We start from the raw sequence: 18,625 nt of genomic DNA on the forward strand, positions 1-18,625 counted from the left end.
GCATATGTTCTTGCCCCCAAGATCGATCTGATCGCCGTTTCCGGATCGGGCGTGCGCCCGGAAGATCTGATCACTGCGGTCGCCTTCGTGATCTATGCCTGCAAGCGCAGGCGTGCGCCGCTGAAGATGCCCAAGCATGTGGTGGTCTATGGGATCTTTATCGGCGTGAGCTATGTCTCGGCGCTGATCAACTATCCGCGAGAAGGCTTGATCGGGATCGTCTACGCGACTCGTCTGGTCGAATATATGGTCTGGTTCTTCGTCATGTACGAAGCCTGCCAGACGGTATCGCCTCGCCAGGTGCGAACCAGCCTGCTGGTCGTCAACGTCGCGCTGATCGTCTGGGGGGGGCTGGAAACCGCGGGGCTCGCCGGCGGCATCGGCAAGTTCACCGGTGCGAGCGAGCGACTTACCATCAACACCAGCGGTCCGTTCGAGACCTCGGTGATGCTGGCCATGCTCGGCTATGCCGCGCAGCAGTTGGTCGTGACGCCAGCCATGGGGGTCATGGTGATCCTGACCCAGTCGCGCATCACGCTGGTCGCGATGCTCGCGAGCTTCCTTGCGATCCGTCCGGGCCGTGGGCTGGTGCTGGCGGGCGCCACCCTTCTGGTCGCCGCAATCCTGGCGGGACCGATCATGTCGGTGCTGGGGGAGAGCCGCCTGGCGAAATCTGCAACCCCTGTCACGATGGTGAAGCTGCTGGTCACTCAGTGGGAGCGCCTGCCTCCGCTTGAGAATCCCGCCTATTTCCGTGCGCACTTCCTGGGTGCGGACACCGTGTCCCGGTACCTCGGCAACAGCAGCGCCCGCGGGGGCGACGTCAGCTTCAAGTTCCGTGCCGTGCGCTGGCCGCTGGTGGTCAAGTCCACGCTCTATTCGCCGGTGCACGCCCTGATTGGCTGGGCGCCGGGCGCCTGGGGCGTGGCGCTGGACAGCTATTACGTGCGGGTATTGGGCGAGGTCGGGCTGATCGGCACGGGCGTCTTCTTTTGGTGGCTGTTTGCCTTCCTGCGCAGCGCGAGGCGCGACAGCGTGGTCCGCTTCTCGATCTTCATGCTGGCGATCGTGGCGGTGTTCATCGACATCTTTACCTCCTCCAAGGTGATGCCGATCCTGTGGGCGTTCGCAGCCCTCGACCATGCGCGACATCCAGGCAGCCTGGCGTCGCCGATGTTCCGTCGCACCCCCCGCGCGCTGCCGCCGCCGGCCCAATTCGCATCGATGCCGCCGCCTCGCCTGCCGGTCCAGGCATAAGGCAGCAGTGGCGCTGCCAGCGCTTCAGATGGTGGGCGAAACTAGCAGGTGGTCGGTTGAAGGCATTGTCCCAGGCAATGCTAGCCGAGCCTTGATCCGCCCTCTATGGGTCTTGGGAAGGCAGTCCGAACCTCCGTCGGATCATGGTGTTGCGTAACATGTCTCTCGATAGCGAAGGACGGGGGGAGCGCAGCGCAGCCGCGGCGCCTTTACCTAGAGAAACCAGTAATTTATCCGGCCCGAGTGCGTGGGGTTCGGACATGACGACGCAGCAATGGCGTCCGAACAGCGGCGCCATCCGTCTGCGCACCTTTGTGTATCCCATCCTACTCGATGCCCTGTGCATCAGCGTCAGCTTTGCGGCCACGGCGCTGGCCCGGGGTGTTTTCTTCACGGAAACAAGCTGGATCTTCGTCCTGGCGCTGATCCTGCCGTCCTATCTGCTGGTGGCGTTGAACGGCAAAGTCTATTCAATCTCGCTCCTGTCGAAGCCCTGGCCGGCAGTGGGGCGGACGCTGCGCGCCTATCTGATCGCGCTGGCGGTGATGACGCTGGCGGGCTTCTACCTCAAAGCGAGCGAAGGCTTTCCCCGCCTGACCGTCGGCTTCGCCTCGTTGATGGCGGTCGTTCTGCTTGCCGCAAGCCGCTATTATTTCGTTCGGTATCGTCGCGCGATCGTCGGGGGAGAGCCCTACAGCGTGGCCCTGATCTGGGAGCCGGGGCAGCTGGTGCCGCCGATCGACTTTTCCGTGCGGATCGCGGCGGAAGGGTTTGCCGATCCGGAACAGCACGACCCGCTCATGTACGACCGGTTGGCAACGGCGCTGAGCGGCGTCCACAAGGTGGTCGTGTCCTGCCACCCCGACCGGCGCGCCGCCTGGACCCACGCCCTCAAGGGGGCCTGTATCCAGAGCGAGATCCTGATGCCCGAGCTCCAGTCGCTCGCCCCCCTGGGCATGAGCATCCATGGCTCCATGGCCGCGGTGGTGGTTTCCCATGGGCCGCTGAACCTTGCCGACCGCCTGATCAAGCGCGCCTTTGATCTCGTCCTGGCATCCATCGGCGTGCTTCTGCTATCGCCGATCCTGTTGCTGATCGCGCTGCTCATCAAGCTGGAGAGCAGGGGGCCGGTCTTCTTTCGCCAGAACCGGATCGGCCGTTCCAACCAGGTGTTCCGGATCATGAAGTTCCGCAGCATGAGCGTCGAGGGAAGCGACGGGCATGGCGTACGCTCGGCATCGCGCGACGATGACCGGATCACGCGGGTCGGCAAGATCATCCGCAGCACCAGCCTCGACGAACTGCCGCAGCTGTTCAACGTGCTGGCCGGAACCATGAGCATCGTCGGCCCGCGCCCGCATGCACTGGGGTCGCGGGCCGCGGACAAGCTCTTCTGGGAAGTGGATGAGCGATACTGGCATCGCCACGCCGCAAAACCTGGCCTGACCGGGCTGGCGCAGGTCCGCGGCTATCGCGGTGCGACCATCGTCGAGGACGACCTGCGCAATCGTCTCCAGGCGGATCTCGAATATCTCGAGGCATGGTCGATCTGGCGGGATCTCAAGATCATTGCCGCAACCTTCCGCGTGCTGGTCCACCGAAACGCGTTCTGATCTGCGCGGCAAGGCGGGCAGTGAAGCATGCGCAGCGGCCGCGCCGCCCTCAGCGGTATCAGGGCGCGTCGGGCTGCGGATGTCAGCAACGGTCCAGCAGATAGGGCAGGTGAGGTACTACCCCACAGCTACCTTTGCTGACCCCTTGCTGCGCAACCCTGCATTTGCGATCGTAGCGACGCGGCCCGGTCAGTCCCGGCCGTGGGGCGTAGGAACCCCTTCACCACGTCGATCTGGTCGAGTTCTCGGCCGGGTGGCCGACGCACATGTCCAGGGCTCTGCCTAAAAGCGGCGGCGCCTTGTGCGACGTGCAGGGTTCCTAACACCCGGCTTTTGGCCGGGCTCCGCCTCCTAAATAACCATGGAGGTACCTGTGCTGGACGATGACTTTGATGATGATGCTCGGGACGAGGTGCTTCAGCGCCTGGACGCACGAGTGAAGACCATGATCGGCGTGCTAGAAATGGAGTTTCAGGCCACGCCCAAGGACATCGTAACTTCGGTCGTGACGTTGCTCTCGGATCGCGATCCGGCAGGTATGGCGGATCATCTGACTGACCACGCAAACAGGCTGGTGACGTTTTTTGGAGCAGTCCCGCAGCGAAATTTCCACCCCAAGCTCAGGCGACGGTAGTCCTTGCGGAATGGTCCGCATCTCAGCCGACCACTCGCACTTGGGATTGCGTTAAGGCCCCGTTCCCGTCCGTCAAAAGCTTAGCGCACGATTCCGAGTATCCTTTCACCGGACCCTAGATAAGATCCTCCTTCCGAGGAAACGGGTTATGGATGAACCTTGCCGGCTTCGGCTTGGGAGTGGGTTCGATGCCTGCTGCCTCGGCTGCCTGAGCGACCATGGGGGGCGTCTTTTTGGCCGACTTCCGTGGCATTCCGAGTGCTGGTTTACCTTGGATCAAGGTGCGGACATATTTGGCGAACGCGGTGTGGCCGAACCGGATGCGGCCCTCGGCGCGAAGCTGCTCCCAGATCATGCGGCCGGACCAGCCCTCATCGAGCGCTGCCTGGATGTCGTCCTTGGCCCGCAGGAACTCGATCCGATTGCGGCTGCTGCTGCCCTTCTCCTCCGCGTTCACGAACTCCCACATGCGCTCGGCGAGAGATTTTTCTGGAGGTGTGTCGGTCATGGCGTTTCAACGCTACGCTCGCGCTCAAAGCAGGACAAGGCGGAACATTCCGCTACACAGCCGATCAAAGCCGCACAAACTTGATACAAACCTGCGTCAAACCATGTAAAAAGCAGAATGATGCAGGACAAAGGCGAACGTCCGGCTTTGTCCTGCATTGTACTAAGTTTGTATCTAGAGTGTCCGAGGTTTGTGCAGAGCAGACGAAGGGCAAGATAGGTGATGTTGGCTAACCAGCGAGCCGGCTAGCCAACATCACACCGCCTTATTCGCAGCGGGGCTGCTCAACGGCGATCTTGCTCTACGAGATCGAACGGCTACCGCCGTGAGAGGAGGATGCCATGGTCGAAGCAGCGGAGATCAGCGCCGACGACAAAGCGGGAACTAGCCGCCGCAGTCGTCATCTTCGCGTGCCCGTAACGGCCGAAGAGGGCCGCACGATCGAGGCGCTGGCAGAGCATGTGGGCCTGCCGATTGCGGCTTATCTGCGCCTGGTCGGGATCGGCTACCAGCCTCATAGCATGATCGACGTCGAGCAGGCCCGCGAGTTGGTGCGCGTCAACGGCGACCTCGGCAGGTTGGGCGGGCTACTAAAGCTCTGGCTTACCGACGATGCCAAACTGGCCGAGCTGAAACCGGACAGGGTGCCTGAGATTATCCGAGGCCTGCTGAAGCAGATCGAAGCCAACCAGGAGCAGATGAACGACATCATCAAGGCCGTGCTGCGCTCCCGCCAAAGCTACAGCGACTAGGGCCGCCCCGCCGATGATCGCCAAGCACAGCCCCATGAAGGTGACGCGCAAGAGCGACTTCGCCGGGCTGGTCCGCTACATCACCAGTGCCCAAGGCCGTGACGAGCGGGTTGGCGAGATCACGATCACCAACAGCACGGCTTACGCCCCGGAGGGGGCGGCGTATGACGCGATGCTGGTACAGTCGGCCAACCACCGGGCCGCGGCGGACAAGACCTACCACTTGATCGTCTCCTTCGCCCCCGGTGAGCATCCCGATCCCGCAGTCGTGCGGGACATCGAGGAGCGGCTGTGCATCGGGCTCGGCTTTGCCGAGCATCAGCGGATCAGCGCGGTTCATCACGACACCGATCACACGCACCTGCACATCGCGATCAACAAAATTCATCCCGACCGGCTGACGATCCACACGCCGCTGCGCGACTACCGGACCTTGGCCGAGCTGTGCGAGCGGCTCGAAATCGAGCATGGGCTGGAGCGAACGAACCACCAATCGCGCAAGCGAGGAGGGGAGACCCGTGCCGCCGACATGGAGCAGATTGCCGGCCTGGAGAGCATGATCGGGTGGGTACGCCGTACCTGCGGCGACGAGATCAAGGCGGCTGATAGCTGGCAGTCCCTGCACGCCGCCATGGCGGCCAATGGGCTGGCGATGCAGGCTCGCGGCAACGGGCTCGTCGTGGTCGCGCAGAACGGAACCGTGATCAAAGCCAGCTCGATCGCCCGCGAGCTGTCCAGGAAGGCGCTGGAGGGCCGTCTGGGGCCATTTGTGGCGGCCGATGCCGCGCAGGTGTCGACCGTGCCTGTACGAGCCTATGAGCCCCGTCCGATGCCGTCCCGCGTCAACACGGCCGAGCTGTTTGCCCGCTACCAGGACCAGCAGAACAGTCGCCGTACGGCCCGATCGGCTGAACTGGCAGCGGCATCGGCGAAGAAGGCGGCCGCGATCGAGGCGGTGAAGCGTGCGGGCCGGCTGCGCAGGGGGGCAATCAAGTTGACGGGCGGGAGTGGCCTCACCCGCAAGATATCCTACAGCCTCGCGTCCCACGCGGCGAAGCAGGCGCTCAACAAGATCGCGGCGGCCTACAGCCGCGAGCGCGATCGGATCAACAAACGCAACGATCGGATGGGCTGGCACGACTGGTTGCAGGTCGAGGCCAAGGCTGGGAACGTCGAGGCGCTGGCGGCCCTTCGCGCCCGTGAGGGCCGCAGGCACACACCTGCGAATGCGGTGCAGGCGAGCCCGACCGCCGGACACGGTCTCAGCGCGATCGAGCGCGCCGACCATATCACCAAGCGTGGCACCATCATCTATCGGACAGCCGGTGCGGCCGTCAGGGATGATGGGGCGAGGCTGCACGTCTCCCGTGGCGCCGAGATCGAAGGGATCACCGCCGCGCTCAGGATTGCGCGCGAGCGGTACGGTGAGGAGCTGTCGATCACCGGCAGCGCCGAATTCCGAGAACGGGTCGCGCAGGCCGCGGCCAGCGCCTCGCTTCCTATCCGGTTCAACGATCCCGAACTGGAGCGTCGCCGGCAGGCGCTCGCTGCCGGCCCCGACCGGCAGGAGACGGTCGATAAAGCCAGGCGGTATGCAGGCAGAATGCCGCCCATTGCTCGTATTGGTCGAAATCCACCGCCCCAAGCTCATGGCCGCGTGCGGCATCTGTCGGAACTCGGTATGGTCGACACCGCAGGCCGACCTTCGCTGTTGATGCGGAACAGGGACGCTGAGGCCCCACGGGAGCGACTTTTGCGGTGGAATGTGCCGAGGGCTGGGGCGGCGCCTGAACGGATCGATGCGGCGGGGAAATACATCGCCGAACGCGAGGCCAAGCGCCGGGCCGGAATGGATGTCCCGAAACACCGCCCCTTTGAGGCGGGCCACGGCCCGCTATCCTACGCCGGCACGAGAGAGGTGGAGGGCCAAAAACTGGCGCTTCTCCGACGCGGCGACGAGATCATGGTGCTGCCGGTGGATGCCGCCAGCGCGGCCAGGGCTGCCAGATTGGCAGTAGGCGATCGTATCGAGATCGGGGCCGATGGAGCCTTGAAGGGTAGGGGGCGGGGCCGATGAGCATCGACGTGCCATGTTGGCGTCGGCAAGCGTCTGCACGAAAGCATGCGGTGCGGCGAACCTCTGAGAGTCGACGCCTAGGGTCTGGCAGATCGTGGCGGTCAGCCGGTCCGGCAGCAGGACCACCGGCGGCACCTGGATCGGATCGCCGACGACAATGGTCCGATTGGCGCGCCGATTTCGAGCGGCATCTTATCGACGAGAGAGCCCGTGCCGGCCTGGCTGCCAGGCGTGCACGTGGTCGCTTGGGAGGCCGTCCCCCGGCCCTCACCCCCAAGCAGCTTCGCGAAGCCCGGCTGCTGCTCACCGGTCCCGAGGCGACGGTGACGGCCGTGGCCGAGCACTACGGCGTCAGTCGAACCACGCTCTACAAGGGGCTGAGGGAGCTTGCGGCCAAGGAAGGGAATGCATGAGAGCCATATTCATTCGTCATGGGCAGAGCACCGGTAACGCCGGCATGCCGTGTCATGATCTGGCGACGATCGAGCTGACCGAGAAGGGCTGGAACCAGGCTCGCCAGGTTGCGACGGACTGGACCGAAACACCATCACTGATCGTGACCTCACCGTTTCTCCGCACCCAGCAAACGGCCGCCCCGACGATCGAGCGCTTCCCAGACGTACCCATTGAGGTGTGGCCAATCGAAGAGTTCACCTATCTCCAGCCTTCCCGCTGGAACGGCACGCTGGCGGCCGACAGGGCGCCGCATCTGGTACGGTATTGGGACGAGGCCGACCCGGCCTATTGCGATGGCGAGGGCGCGGAGAGTTTCGGCGCGCTGCTACGCCGCGCCGAGGCTGCGTTGGGGCGGCTTGCCGCCCTCACCTTACCCGGTCCGGTCTACATTTTCAGCCACGGGCAATTCATCCAGGCGGTGCGTGCCGTCGTCACGGAGGCCGAGCTGGACGACCGTGGGAAGATGCTGCGCTTCTGGCGCAAGGGCGAGCCGCCGGCGATCGGCAACGCCGAGCTGGTGTCCTTCGCGTGGTCGGATGCTGGATGGAGCCACACGCCACCTGTCGCGGGTGATAGCGGGGTTGTGCCGTTCTGATATCAGGCAGGCGCGCGTGCGCCTGGAGCGATCGGGCAACCTGGTAGTGCCGAGCGGATGCGCAGCATGGCCAAGGTAGCCAGCGCGCTTGAGCGCGATCCGTAGCTTCAATCGGCGCTGCATCGTCATGCGCCCGAGCTCAAGCTGAACCTGGAACAGGATCAACCGATCGGCGACGCACTGGCAGCATCGGTCGCGACAGGGCGCGAGCGCAATCGGGTGGAGCCGGTAGTCGTTCGTGCTTTCGGATAGAAAAGGGAGATGCGCGGCAAGGATCACGAACCGGCTGCCGCGACGAGGGCGTTTGAGCGCCTACGCGGGGGCGCCTGACAGTATCTCGCAGTTCTTGGCCGTTCGGCTCACCGCGCTGATTTCCGCGGTAGTGCTCGGCAATGCAGGCAACACGCGCAACGAGCGCTCGGAATTCCGCTCTGACACGCAGCGGAACGCTTGCCGGCGACGGCCGTGACCCAGGAGCATCCGGCCATATGGCGTCGTAACCGAACGGTTGATGGATCTCTCCCTTGGTTAGAGGGATCGATCTGTGCGACGTCGCTCTTGCCTTTCCCAGGCGGCGAGGCGGTGCTAACGGGCAACCCTACAGGTACGTCATTTAACGTACATCATGGTCAGTTATCAAAGGGCGGCCAGCGAATAAATAGAAAAAGGCCGCAAACCGCTTTCAGAAAAGCAGAGACGCCCAAGCCGAGCAGAACGAAAATGTTTACATAGCAGGCCGCTAATCAAATGCGCGCAGGCCGCGATGATGCAGAAAGACTCTGGGGATGGTTAATCAAATCGCGCGCATGTCATTAAGTGCGCTCGATACTCTTACTGGCCTTCGGCGGTCGGCCAGACGGTGGATGGTATTCTCCGCCGACGTTCTGCTCTGTTTCCTGGCCGCTTGGATTTCACTGGCGCTACGGCTTGGTGAGTGGCCAAACGACTTTCGCATATTGCTGATATTGACTGCCGTTTCTGTTTGCGTGTGGGCACCGGTTGCTTGGCGGGTGGGGGTATACCGGAACCTTGTTAGGTTTTCCGGGGCCCGTGCATCGGGGCGCCTTTTCTACTCCTGTGCTTTGTTGGCAGCTGCTCTTGGGGTCATTTTCGGAATTCTACAGATACAGGGAATGCCGCGCACCGTATCTGTGATCCACCCCATAATATTCTTCCTACTGATGCTCTTCATCCGGCTGAGCATGCGCTTTGTCGTGGGGGATCTGCTGCACCTTGAGCCCGGAAAGGGGGCGAGCCGGCGGCGGCTGCTGATCTACGGTGCAGGACGCGGTGGCCAGCAACTCGCAAATTCGCTACGTCAAGAGCGGCATTTGACGCTCGTCGGCTATGTCGACGATGATGCGCGGCTAAGCAATCAGCAGATCGACGGATTCACGGTCTGGCATTCCTCGTCTCTTGATCGCGTTCTTGAAGAACGAAGGGTCGACGAGGTTCTGCTCGCGATACCCAGTGCGTTGCGAGCGCGTCGGCGCGAGATCGTAACTGCTCTGCAAGGCCGCAAGATACGCGTCCGAATGTTGCCGGGCTTAAGGCAGCTCATCGACGGCCAGGTCACCGTCAGCGACCTTCGCGACGTTCAGGTGGAGGATCTGCTCGGACGCGACGCGGTGCTGCCCAGCGAACTGCTGATGGCAAGCTCTCTGCTGAGCAAGAATGTCCTGGTGACAGGCGCGGGCGGATCGATCGGCAGCGAGCTCTGCCGCCAGATCCTGCGGTCGCGGCCCCGCCGCCTGATCCTTGTCGAGCAATCGGAATATTCGCTGTACGCGATCGAGCGTGAATTGCGGCAGCTGGCTTTGGTGGAAGGCTATGATGTCGAGCTGGAGCCGGAGCTTGCCGATGTGGCCGACCGGGACTCCGTTGCCCGGATCTTCCGCCGCTGGCAGCCGGAGAGCGTTTATCATGCGGCGGCCTACAAGCATGTGCCGTTGGTGGAGCGCAATCCGGTCGCGGGTCTGCGGAACAATATCTTCAGCACGCTCCATTGTGCCCTTGCGGCCGAAGCGGCCGGCGTGGGGCGCTTCATCCTGGTGAGCACCGACAAGGCGGTGCGCCCAACCAATATCATGGGGGCTTCCAAGCGGGTCTGTGAACTCGTTCTGCAAGCCAGGGCGCAGGAGCAGCAGAATACCCTTTTCACGATGGTGCGCTTCGGAAACGTGCTCGGTTCGAGCGGCTCGGTGGTGCCTCTGTTCAAGGCGCAGATTGCGGCGGGAGGGCCGGTCACGATCACGCACAAGGACGTCACCCGCTATTTCATGACCATTCCCGAAGCGACGCAATTGGTGATCCAGGCGGGCGGCATGGCCAAGGGGGGCGAGGTCTTCGTTCTCGACATGGGCCAGCCCGTCCGCATTCGCGACCTCGCCGAGACGATGATCCGGCTTTCGGGTCTTGCCGTGCGCGATGAAGCGACCCCGGACGGAGATATCGAGATCGTCGAGGTCGGGTTGCGCCCAGGCGAGAAGCTGTACGAAGAGCTCCTGATCGGCGGGGATCCCGCACCGACGGACCATTCGCGGATCATGCAGGCGCGGGAAGCGGTGCATCCCTGGGGAAGCTTGTCGGGCATCCTGGAAGAACTTCAAAGTCATTTGAGCAGGGGGAATGTTGGGAAATCTCTCGATATTCTGCAGCAACTTGTTCCGGAATACAAAAATCCGGAAATCAAGCAGGCTGCTCTTTATAAGCTATAAAACTATTTAAGCTGGGTGAGATAACGCGTGGATAGCAGCGTAGTGAAGGAAAGCCCGCGGCGGATATTCGTCACGGGAACGGCAGGGTTTATCGGATTCCACTTGTCCAAGTTGTTGTTGGACGAAGGCTTTGTCGTTGCCGGATACGACGGCATGACGGACTATTATGATGTCCGGCTGAAGCAGCGGCGTCACGAGGAACTCCGGAAAAGCCCCAATTTCTCCGCTACGGAAGGGATGCTCGAGGACCAGGCTCTGCTGGACGCGACCATCGATGCGTTCGCGCCCGACGTGATCGTCCATCTCGCGGCCCAGGCGGGCGTGCGCTATAGCCTCGAAAATCCCCGCGCCTATCTCGACAGCAACGTTATCGGCACCTTCAATGTCATGGAGGCTGCGCGTCGCAACGCGGTTCAGCACCTTCTGATGGCCTCCACCTCGTCCGTCTATGGTGCGAACGAGGAAATGCCGTTCACCGAAACGGAAAAGGCGGACACGCAGCTCACGATCTACGCGGCCACCAAGAAGGCCAATGAGTCCATGGCGCATGCCTATGCGCATCTGTGGAACCTGCCGACGACGATGTTCCGCTTCTTCACGGTCTATGGCCCGTACGGACGCCCCGACCTTGCGCTGTATAAGTTCGTGGACGCGATGCTCGATGGGCGTCCGATCGACATCTACAACCACGGCGACATGTACCGCGACTTCACCTATGTCGCCGATCTTGTCCGTGCGATCCGCCTGTTGTTCGATGCGGTGCCCGAGCGCCCGGCCTCGCGCGCGGACATCGTTCCGGGGGACTCGCTCAGCCCGGTTGCGCCGTTCCGCATCGTCAACATCGGCAACAACGACAAGGTACGCCTGCTCGACTTCGTCGATGCGATCGAGGAGAGCTTGGGCATCAAGGCGATCCGCAACTACATGCCGATGCAGACAGGCGACGTGCCCGCGACCTGGGCCGATGCCTCGCTGCTCGAACGGCTCACCGGATATCGCCCGGCCACCGACTTCCGCGACGGCATCGCAAACTTCGTCGCGTGGTTCCGCGACTATTCGGGAAAATGATCATGGATCGCACAGACATGGCAACGCCGGCTTCGCTCGAGGACCTCAGGGTCGCGGTCATCGGGCTTGGCTACGTCGGGCTGCCGCTCGCGGTGGAGTTTGGCCGCATTCGCGACGTGGTCGGCTTCGACATCAATCAATCGCGGATAGAGGCGCTGCGGCGCGGCGAGGATACGACGCTCGAAACCGATGCCGACGAACTAGCGGCAGCGAAGGGCTTGCGCTTCTCGACGGATCCTGCGGATTTGGCCGGGTGCAACCTGTACATCGTGACCGTCCCCACCCCGATCGACGAGCACCGGCGTCCCGACCTGACGCCGCTGATCAAGGCGTCGGAGACCGTCGGAAAGGTGCTGAAGCGCGGCGACATCGTCGTCTATGAATCGACCGTCTATCCCGGCGCGACCGAGGAGGACTGCGTTCCGGTGCTCGAGCGCCTTTCCGGGCTCAAGTACAATCACGACTTCTTCTGTGGTTACAGCCCGGAGCGGATCAACCCGGGCGACAAGGAGCATCGCCTGCCGACGATCCGCAAGGTGACTTCTGGCTCGACGCCGGAGATCGCGACGCTGGTCGACAGCCTCTATGCCACGATCATCACGGCTGGTACCTACAAGGCGGAAACGATCCGCGTCGCCGAGGCGGCCAAGGTCATCGAGAACACGCAACGCGACCTCAACATCGCGCTGATCAACGAACTCGCGATCATCTTCAACCGCATGGGTATCGATACCGAGGCCGTGCTCAAGGCCGCGGGTACGAAGTGGAACTTCCTGCCGTTCCGCCCAGGCCTGGTCGGCGGCCACTGCATCGGCGTCGATCCATATTATTTGACGCATAAGGCAGAGGCGATGGGGTATCACCCCGAAGTTATCCTTGCTGGGCGCCGGATTAACGACGGCATGGGCGCCTATATCGCCGGCCGGATGGTGAAGGCGATGCTCAAGCGCCGCATCCAGGTTGACGGCGCCCGCGTGCTGGTCCTCGGTTTGGCGTTCAAGGAGAACTGCCCGGATCTGCGCAATACCAAGGTCATCGACGTGGTAAGCGAGCTGCGCGACTATGGCATCGTCGCGGACGTGTACGATCCCTGGGTGTCGGCGGACGAGGCACACCACGAATATGGGCTGGAACTGATCGAGAACCCGGAAGCCGGCTGCTACGATGGGATCGTGCTTGCTGTCGCGCACCGCGAATTCGCTGAGCTCGGTGCCGACGGCATTCGGGCGTTCGGACAGCCGGGCCATATTCTCTATGACTTGAAATACAGTCTTCCGGCCGAAGCGGCCGATATCCGGCTTTGAGTATTGGCCGGGTGCTCTGGGACAGTATGTTAGCCGTGGCGTGCTGCCACGGCTCAGTCCGCGGACGCGCTCGGCCGTAGTTTTTCCTGCTAGCGCGACGTGGGGTCGACAGCACCGCACGTCTTTCAGTAAATCGGCATATGTGTACGCGGCGCGCATCGATGCAGGCCTTTCTAGCGCTTATCAGCGCCTCGACGTCGATGGCCGCTCGAAGTCCGGTGGCCGCGACACTCACCCCGGAGCAATTCGGTGCAAGGGGTGACGGTCGCACGGACGATAGCGCTGCCTTTGCGGCCCTCAGCGATGCAATCAATGCCGCCGGCGGCGGCACGATCGCACTTAGGCCGACCACGTACCTGGTGGGTACACTCGGCCCGGATCTTGTGCCGCGGCGCCTGCTGGAGATCCGGGGCTGCTCTAGCGCTGTAAGGATCAACGGCAATGGAGCCGTCCTGCGTTGTGCGTCGCGCCAACCATATGGCGCTTTCACGCAGGAGCTGAGGCCCATCACTGAACCGGCCAAGAAGGGTGATGGACGGCTCTTGTTGAGGCCATATGCTGCCATGGTGCTCGTTGAGGACTGTTCCGGGCCGGTTGCCATTGAGAATCTGGAGCTGGACGGAAACGTCTCCGGTCTGCGCATCGGTGGTCCGCATGGCGGAGATAGTTGGCAGATCGGCTGCTGGGGCGTCGGTTTGCGCAACAACGGCGGCTCAGAGCGCATCGTGAATGTCTGGGCGCACGATCAGGCGCAAGACGGCTTCTACATCGACGGGGTGGACAGCGATGCGCCCCGCGTCACGCGGGAGCTGATCCGGCTTCGCGCGCACCGTAACGCGCGGCAGGGGCTTAGTTTGGTAGGCGGACGCGGCTACACGGTCACCGCATCTGAGTTTGCTCAGACCGGACGAAAGTCGATCCACAGCGCTCCTGCGGCGGGAGTCGATATCGAGGCGCAGCGGGGGAAGCAGATCCGCAGGATCCGCTTTGCTGATTGTACGTTCTCCGACAATCATGGGTGCGGCCTTGTCGCGGACAGCGGTGACAGCGCTGACCTGAGTTTTAGCCGGTGTACGTTCGTCGGTACGACGAACTGGTCGGTCTGGGCTCGTAAGCCTGCCATGGTCTTTGAGCATTGCCGCTTCGTCGGCTCGATCGTCCATGGATTTGCGGACCCGAGCCCTGCGCGAGCAACGCGCTTCAGCGACTGCGTTTTTACAGATGAGCCTGCTCTCTCCCCAACCGGCATGGTGTACCTGCGAAAGAACATCATTGCCCACCTGCCGTATGCACAGAACGTGTTGTTCGATCGCTGCCGCTTCAGGCTGCGGCATGGTGGCGTGCTGCCCTGGAGTGTCGGACCCATCTGGCGGGACTGCAGCATGTCGCAAACAAGCAAGCAGATCGCCCACACGCGCGGAACCTTCAAAGGTACCAACCGCATCGATGGGCCGGTCTCTACCGCCAAATCGGTGATCGAAGGGATGCTGTATCTGAACGGCAGGCTCCTGCCCCGATCAGGTGCGCGATAGAGCGAATACCAAGAAGAGTGCGCATTCAGGCCTCGCCATTGCCTAGGGAACGCGCTGCCGCGATCAGGAGGCAAACAGCCGTCGACGTCTCCCTCTCTGTTGAAGGCGCAGCTCGTCACTTAGCCAATGTTGACCTCATCTTCAGGAGCGAAGGACCTCAAGCACTTTTAGCAGTTTGGGAGTGTCCGCGCCGCTTAGCGAAGGCCTCTCGAATAAGTTGGCTCTTCATAGAGCCAGTTCTGATATGGAACATAGCAAATTTCGAAATTGTTGCTGGTCGATGTCCATACATATAAAAATGCCAGAAACCCAAGGCTGATCACAGGCGCAAGCACCCGGCCAGGACGAAATCCCTCCAAATGTGCCGTCCGTGCAAATATCATCGCTTGGATGGGGATGAGATAATATCCAAGGCGGTCTGCGATAACCGACGACAGGGGCAGGATCAAAACCAAGCCGATCAGGGCGCCCGATCCGTATACAGCGAGCGGATAGTCACCGGGATACTCTTCGCGCCACTGTCTACGGAGAAGCAAAAAGAAGAAAATTCCGCTCACGGCCAGCATTGCCAAACGGTAGACTGCTCCGTTGGCATCGTAGCCGGTGTCTACGTATCGATCGATTGCCTGTTGACCGGCTGCGCCGAGCACAACCAAGCTTACGGCAGGCACAGAAAGAAGGCCCATAGTAACGATACGTGCGGTCGGTGTGAGGCGCTTGATCCCCAGCGGAGCTAGAATTACGAACACCAAGGCGCTGTTATGCAGCGAGGCGGCAACGGCAACCATGAAAACATACCGCTTCCATCTTCCAGCCATCAGACATGTTACTGCATAACACATGATGCCGATAGCGGCGCCCTGCCGGATACCGGACATCGGCATGTTGATGATCAGCACCGGGAAAAGCAGCGCCATGAAAAATGCGGGATTTGGCTGCCGCCTGGCGAGGCTGTGGACGCCAAAGAAGAATATCGCCGCGGTGATCACGTTGATCCACGGGAAGTATATATCCGATGCGGACAGGGCGTATATCATCGCCCACCACCCCGGTTCACTGTCCTTTAAAGATTCCGTTAGGCCGAGAAGGTAGGCTTTGTCATATTGAACGGCGTACCCCTCCCAGTCGCAGCCAACCTCATATCTGAACGCGACAAACGCGAACAGCGCAATTGAGGCGAAGTAGTAAAGCCTTTTCCGGGCAACAAGACTGGGTTCCGCTAAGTGAGAGGCAGCGAACAGAAGCAATGCAATCGTAAAGTAAACCATTATTCCACCACTGCCGCTATATTCCAGATCACCGAGGAGCGTGTTGGCGCTGCGCTATTATCGACCCAGCGCAATTCGGCCGGGAAGATGCGGACATTGCGACCCGCGGCGAGTCCCGGGTCGCGCGCCGCGCCGTTCACAATGCGGAGCCTGGGCAAACAGGCGAGACCGGACTAGCCTTATCAGGGGAAGGTTCATGGTTGCGTCATTCTGCCGGGGTTGGGCGAGCGGAGCGGAGCAGGGTCAGCACGCCGAGCAGGCCAGGCTGCAGACCCAGTGTTGCCGTCGATCGCCAGCTCATGAAAAAGCCCCGTGAGACCGAGCCTGCGAGCATACCGATCGCGACGCCGGAAGCGCCGTACCGATCAACCAGCAGCAAACTGAGTACAGTAGTAAACGCCAGTCCGAGCAGGAAACCGAAGGTGACGCTACCCTCCTCATTCGTCATGTTAAGCAGCGCCTGATTAGCTCCGAACAGGGCCGTGGCGAAGTGGGCGAGGGCCAGGATGATCATGGGCAGCCAGGCATCGCCATACTCGGGCCCGAACACCGCGACGACCAGCGGGGTACCTGCTGCCAGTAGAATAGCGATCAGCCCACCCGTCCCGAGGATAGACGCGATCGCGGCGCCTGCCATCAGCCGTTGCAAGCGGCGCTTCTCTGCCAGTGCATGAAATCGGGCGATATAAGGCGCTATAATGAGGTTGATGACGGTGATGGGTAAGCCGAAGAACAACGCGGTAGCAGCCGCAACGCGGAAGTAACCGGTCTCGGCGGGTAGGGCATTGAAGCTGATCAGCATGATGCCAACTTGCGCGTCCAGCGTTCGCAGCAACTCGGTCGCGAACATGGGCAGGCTTGCGCCAAGCCACGTCCTCGGTTGATAAACCCCCATATGGCTTCCAAGTCGCAGAGGCAAATAGCGGAGGATGGCCAGCAACAGCAGGATAAGAGCGGCTATGGCTGTCATCATGTTCAGCCCTAGGGCGCGTGCTGCAGACATTGTCCTGGTGAAGTGCATCACAAGGAACAAGGCCCCAGCGAACAGGCCTGGACGCAGCAGTGCGTCGAAGGAGCTTGCGAGAACGACATTGCCCATTCCACGCAGCACGCCCGAGCCGAACGAGATCAATGCATAAATCGGCACGATCAGCAGCAACCATGCATAAGCATCATGTTCTGCGGACCACGACGGCATCCAGTGCAACGCCGGAAATGCGACAATCAACGTCAGCAGGCTTGCTATGACAACACCTACTGAGAGCCCGACGAGCGTTCCTTTAAAGGCCGGCAGGTCAACCCTTGAGGAATGCACTGCCAGCTCGCGAACCACGAGTTGGGTGAAGCCGAACTGGCAAGGCACCGATAGAAGCGCCACGAGTGCCATGATCGTGCCGTACAGGCCGTACTGCTCCGGCCCGAGATAGCGGGCCAACTGAACGCCAACTCCAAAGGCCATTGCTGTTCCGAGTAAGCGTACCCCAGTGCTGCCGATGGCGGCGCGCGCGATTTCTCGGCCGAGCCGGCCCCCCAACCCAATGCGAGAGAGCAGGGATGCTGGGCCGTCGAGTTCGGGGGGTGGTGGCGAACCGACACTCATTGCAGCCGCAGTTCTACGGGCGAAGCGGCACCGGAACGACGCGCTACGATGCGTGCGTAGAGGGCGTCGTAGTCGCGCGCGCCTGCGTTTGTGGAGAACAGGTCTTCGGCAGTGCGGCGGCAACGTTCCGGCAGATTGGGATCAGCAAGGAACGAAACCAACTCGGCAGCCGCAGTCGCCATGTCATCTTCTGTGTCCACCAACACCCCAACACGATGATCCTGGACGATGGTGCGGACATCGCCGATGCCACCGTTGCAGATAACGGGAACCCCGCTGCCTAACGCCTCGGCCATACGGGTCGGGCAGCTTGCGAGCTTGGACGTACCCGAGCGGAAGAACATGGCCAGGGCGTCGAAAGTTCGCATGCGCGGTGCGACGGCCCCCGGGGCAAGGGCGGTAATCTCCATGTCGGCTGCGTCAAAGTCATGTTCCGCTGCAAGGGCGCGGATGCGATCAGGGTCATCGCGCGAGAGAATGCTGAAGCTGGCATCGGGCGCGATGCGCCGGATCTCACGGAAGCTGGCGAACAAAAGGTCGATCCGGAACCACCCACTGAGCACGGTGCCGACCGAGCCGATCCTCAACGGTCCAGAGGGCCGGGGCGCTGCCTGGGGAAAGAAGCGATTAAGGTCCGCACAGGTCGGAATCGAGACGATGTCCTTGTCGGCAGTCAGTTCCGGGTCGTGAGCGCGCAGGTGGTCGGCCGCCGCGTGGGTCACTAGCACAATTCCTGCGGCCCGGCGCATGCACAGCCGTTCCATCCCAACGATCGCCCGGTGAAGTAGCGAGCCCCGTTTCAGTCGATTTGCGGCGATCAGTTCCTCGGGCCAGAAGGCGCGCGTGTCGAAGACGAACGGGGTACGTGTGAGCGCGCCGATCAGTACCGCCACGAAACAGGGGATATAGGCACGTGCATGGATGATGTCCGTCTTGCCGCCTATGGCTTCCCTGAACGCAATTGCCGTAAGCACGAGCAGGTCCCATGCCGTTGCCAGCAGGCGGGGGCGGTGGTGATAGCGGAGCGGTATCCAGCGGATACCGGCAGCGTCGCATGCTTGTCTGCGCTCCGCGATCAACGCGTGATCCGCCAGATCCGCCGGCTTCTCGACCGTGACCAGGGTGATCTGGTGCTTCTTGGCCAGTCGCGTGAGGTAGCCGAGGACCTGAGAGACACCCAGCGGCTCCGCGAGCCCGGTATAGGACAGGTACAACAACTTCATCAGGCGAGCATCCTCGTGCGG

15 protein-coding genes are annotated in these 18,625 nt (G+C 62.1%); 11 read left to right on the plus strand and 4 right to left on the minus strand.

Features of this window, described 5'->3' with window-relative positions:
* From LK533_RS16005 to LK533_RS16015, 3 genes are all read left to right on the plus strand, one after another.
* A partial coding sequence (locus LK533_RS16005) for a hypothetical protein (RefSeq protein ID WP_229364079.1) occupies positions 1-1,257 on the plus strand: 1,257 nt, incomplete at its 5' end.
* A 260-nt stretch (positions 1,258-1,517) separates the two neighbouring features.
* Positions 1,518-2,870 carry a sugar transferase gene (locus LK533_RS16010; RefSeq protein WP_229364080.1) on the plus strand — a complete coding sequence of 451 codons (1,353 nt, stop codon included), beginning with the start codon at positions 1,518-1,520 and terminating at the stop codon, positions 2,868-2,870.
* 373 nt (positions 2,871-3,243) lie between these two features.
* Complete coding sequence (locus LK533_RS16015) at positions 3,244-3,504, plus strand: hypothetical protein (RefSeq protein WP_229364081.1); 261 nt, start codon at positions 3,244-3,246, stop codon at positions 3,502-3,504.
* A gap of 115 nt (positions 3,505-3,619) precedes the next feature.
* Here LK533_RS16015 and LK533_RS16020 read toward each other — a convergent pair whose 3' ends face one another.
* Positions 3,620-4,012 carry a TraK family protein gene (locus LK533_RS16020; RefSeq protein WP_229364082.1) on the minus strand — a complete coding sequence of 131 codons (393 nt, stop codon included), beginning with the start codon at positions 4,010-4,012 and terminating at the stop codon, positions 3,620-3,622.
* A gap of 359 nt (positions 4,013-4,371) precedes the next feature.
* Between LK533_RS16020 and traJ the strand changes: the two genes are divergently transcribed.
* From traJ to LK533_RS16060, 8 genes are all read left to right on the plus strand, one after another.
* Positions 4,372-4,764: a conjugal transfer transcriptional regulator TraJ gene (gene traJ, locus LK533_RS16025; protein WP_420705875.1), complete on the plus strand. Its 393-nt coding sequence runs from the start codon at positions 4,372-4,374 to the stop codon at positions 4,762-4,764.
* A 13-nt stretch (positions 4,765-4,777) separates the two neighbouring features.
* Positions 4,778-6,841, plus strand: coding sequence for a TraI/MobA(P) family conjugative relaxase (gene traI, locus LK533_RS16030; RefSeq protein WP_229364084.1), 2,064 nt, complete (start codon positions 4,778-4,780; stop codon positions 6,839-6,841).
* Positions 6,842-7,086: 245 nt separating this feature from the next.
* A complete protein-coding gene (locus tag LK533_RS16035) occupies positions 7,087-7,254 on the plus strand; it encodes a helix-turn-helix domain-containing protein (RefSeq protein WP_324255324.1) in 168 nt (55 codons plus the stop codon).
* On the plus strand, positions 7,251-7,892 hold the full coding sequence (locus LK533_RS16040) for a histidine phosphatase family protein (protein WP_229364085.1): 642 nt from the start codon (positions 7,251-7,253) through the stop codon (positions 7,890-7,892). The genes LK533_RS16035 and LK533_RS16040 overlap by 4 nt, the downstream gene beginning before the upstream one ends.
* Before the next feature lie 806 nt (positions 7,893-8,698).
* Positions 8,699-10,609, plus strand: coding sequence for a polysaccharide biosynthesis protein (locus LK533_RS16045; protein WP_420705876.1), 1,911 nt, complete (start codon positions 8,699-8,701; stop codon positions 10,607-10,609).
* Between the two features lie 42 nt (positions 10,610-10,651).
* Positions 10,652-11,677 (plus strand): NAD-dependent epimerase/dehydratase family protein, encoded by a 1,026-nt coding sequence (locus tag LK533_RS16050; RefSeq protein WP_324255326.1) that lies wholly within the window; start codon positions 10,652-10,654, stop codon positions 11,675-11,677.
* A 17-nt stretch (positions 11,678-11,694) separates the two neighbouring features.
* Positions 11,695-12,981, plus strand: coding sequence for a Vi polysaccharide biosynthesis UDP-N-acetylglucosamine C-6 dehydrogenase TviB (gene tviB, locus LK533_RS16055; protein WP_229364088.1), 1,287 nt, complete (start codon positions 11,695-11,697; stop codon positions 12,979-12,981).
* A 161-nt stretch (positions 12,982-13,142) separates the two neighbouring features.
* Positions 13,143-14,513, plus strand: coding sequence for a hypothetical protein (locus LK533_RS16060; RefSeq protein WP_229364089.1), 1,371 nt, complete (start codon positions 13,143-13,145; stop codon positions 14,511-14,513).
* A gap of 194 nt (positions 14,514-14,707) precedes the next feature.
* Here LK533_RS16060 and LK533_RS16065 read toward each other — a convergent pair whose 3' ends face one another.
* The 3 genes from LK533_RS16065 to LK533_RS16075 form a co-directional block, all read right to left on the minus strand.
* Complete coding sequence (locus tag LK533_RS16065; RefSeq protein ID WP_229364090.1) at positions 14,708-15,781, minus strand: EpsG family protein; 1,074 nt, start codon at positions 15,779-15,781, stop codon at positions 14,708-14,710.
* Between the two features lie 205 nt (positions 15,782-15,986).
* On the minus strand, positions 15,987-17,381 hold the full coding sequence (locus tag LK533_RS16070; RefSeq protein ID WP_229364091.1) for a lipopolysaccharide biosynthesis protein: 1,395 nt from the start codon (positions 17,379-17,381) through the stop codon (positions 15,987-15,989).
* On the minus strand, positions 17,378-18,604 hold the full coding sequence (locus LK533_RS16075) for a glycosyltransferase (RefSeq protein ID WP_229364092.1): 1,227 nt from the start codon (positions 18,602-18,604) through the stop codon (positions 17,378-17,380). The genes LK533_RS16070 and LK533_RS16075 overlap by 4 nt, the downstream gene beginning before the upstream one ends.
* Between the last annotated feature and the right edge of the window lie 21 nt (positions 18,605-18,625).

This window comes from Sphingomonas sp. PL-96 (genome assembly GCF_020707215.1).
GTDB lineage: Bacteria > Pseudomonadota > Alphaproteobacteria > Sphingomonadales > Sphingomonadaceae > Sphingomonas.

Coding starts and splice junctions, on each gene's coding strand:
- LK533_RS16010 (WP_229364080.1), top strand. CDS start 1,518: ATGACGACGCAGCAATGGCGTCCGAACAGCGGCGCCATCCGTCTGCGC.
- LK533_RS16020 (WP_229364082.1), bottom strand. CDS start 4,012: ATGACCGACACACCTCCAGAAAAATCTCTCGCCGAGCGCATGTGGGAG.
- traI (WP_229364084.1), top strand. CDS start 4,778: ATGATCGCCAAGCACAGCCCCATGAAGGTGACGCGCAAGAGCGACTTC.
- LK533_RS16040 (WP_229364085.1), top strand. CDS start 7,251: ATGAGAGCCATATTCATTCGTCATGGGCAGAGCACCGGTAACGCCGGC.
- LK533_RS16045 (WP_420705876.1), top strand. CDS start 8,699: ATGTCATTAAGTGCGCTCGATACTCTTACTGGCCTTCGGCGGTCGGCC.
- tviB (WP_229364088.1), top strand. CDS start 11,695: ATGGCAACGCCGGCTTCGCTCGAGGACCTCAGGGTCGCGGTCATCGGG.
- LK533_RS16060 (WP_229364089.1), top strand. CDS start 13,143: ATGCAGGCCTTTCTAGCGCTTATCAGCGCCTCGACGTCGATGGCCGCT.
- LK533_RS16065 (WP_229364090.1), bottom strand. CDS start 15,781: ATGGTTTACTTTACGATTGCATTGCTTCTGTTCGCTGCCTCTCACTTA.
- LK533_RS16070 (WP_229364091.1), bottom strand. CDS start 17,381: ATGAGTGTCGGTTCGCCACCACCCCCCGAACTCGACGGCCCAGCATCC.
- LK533_RS16075 (WP_229364092.1), bottom strand. CDS start 18,604: ATGAAGTTGTTGTACCTGTCCTATACCGGGCTCGCGGAGCCGCTGGGT.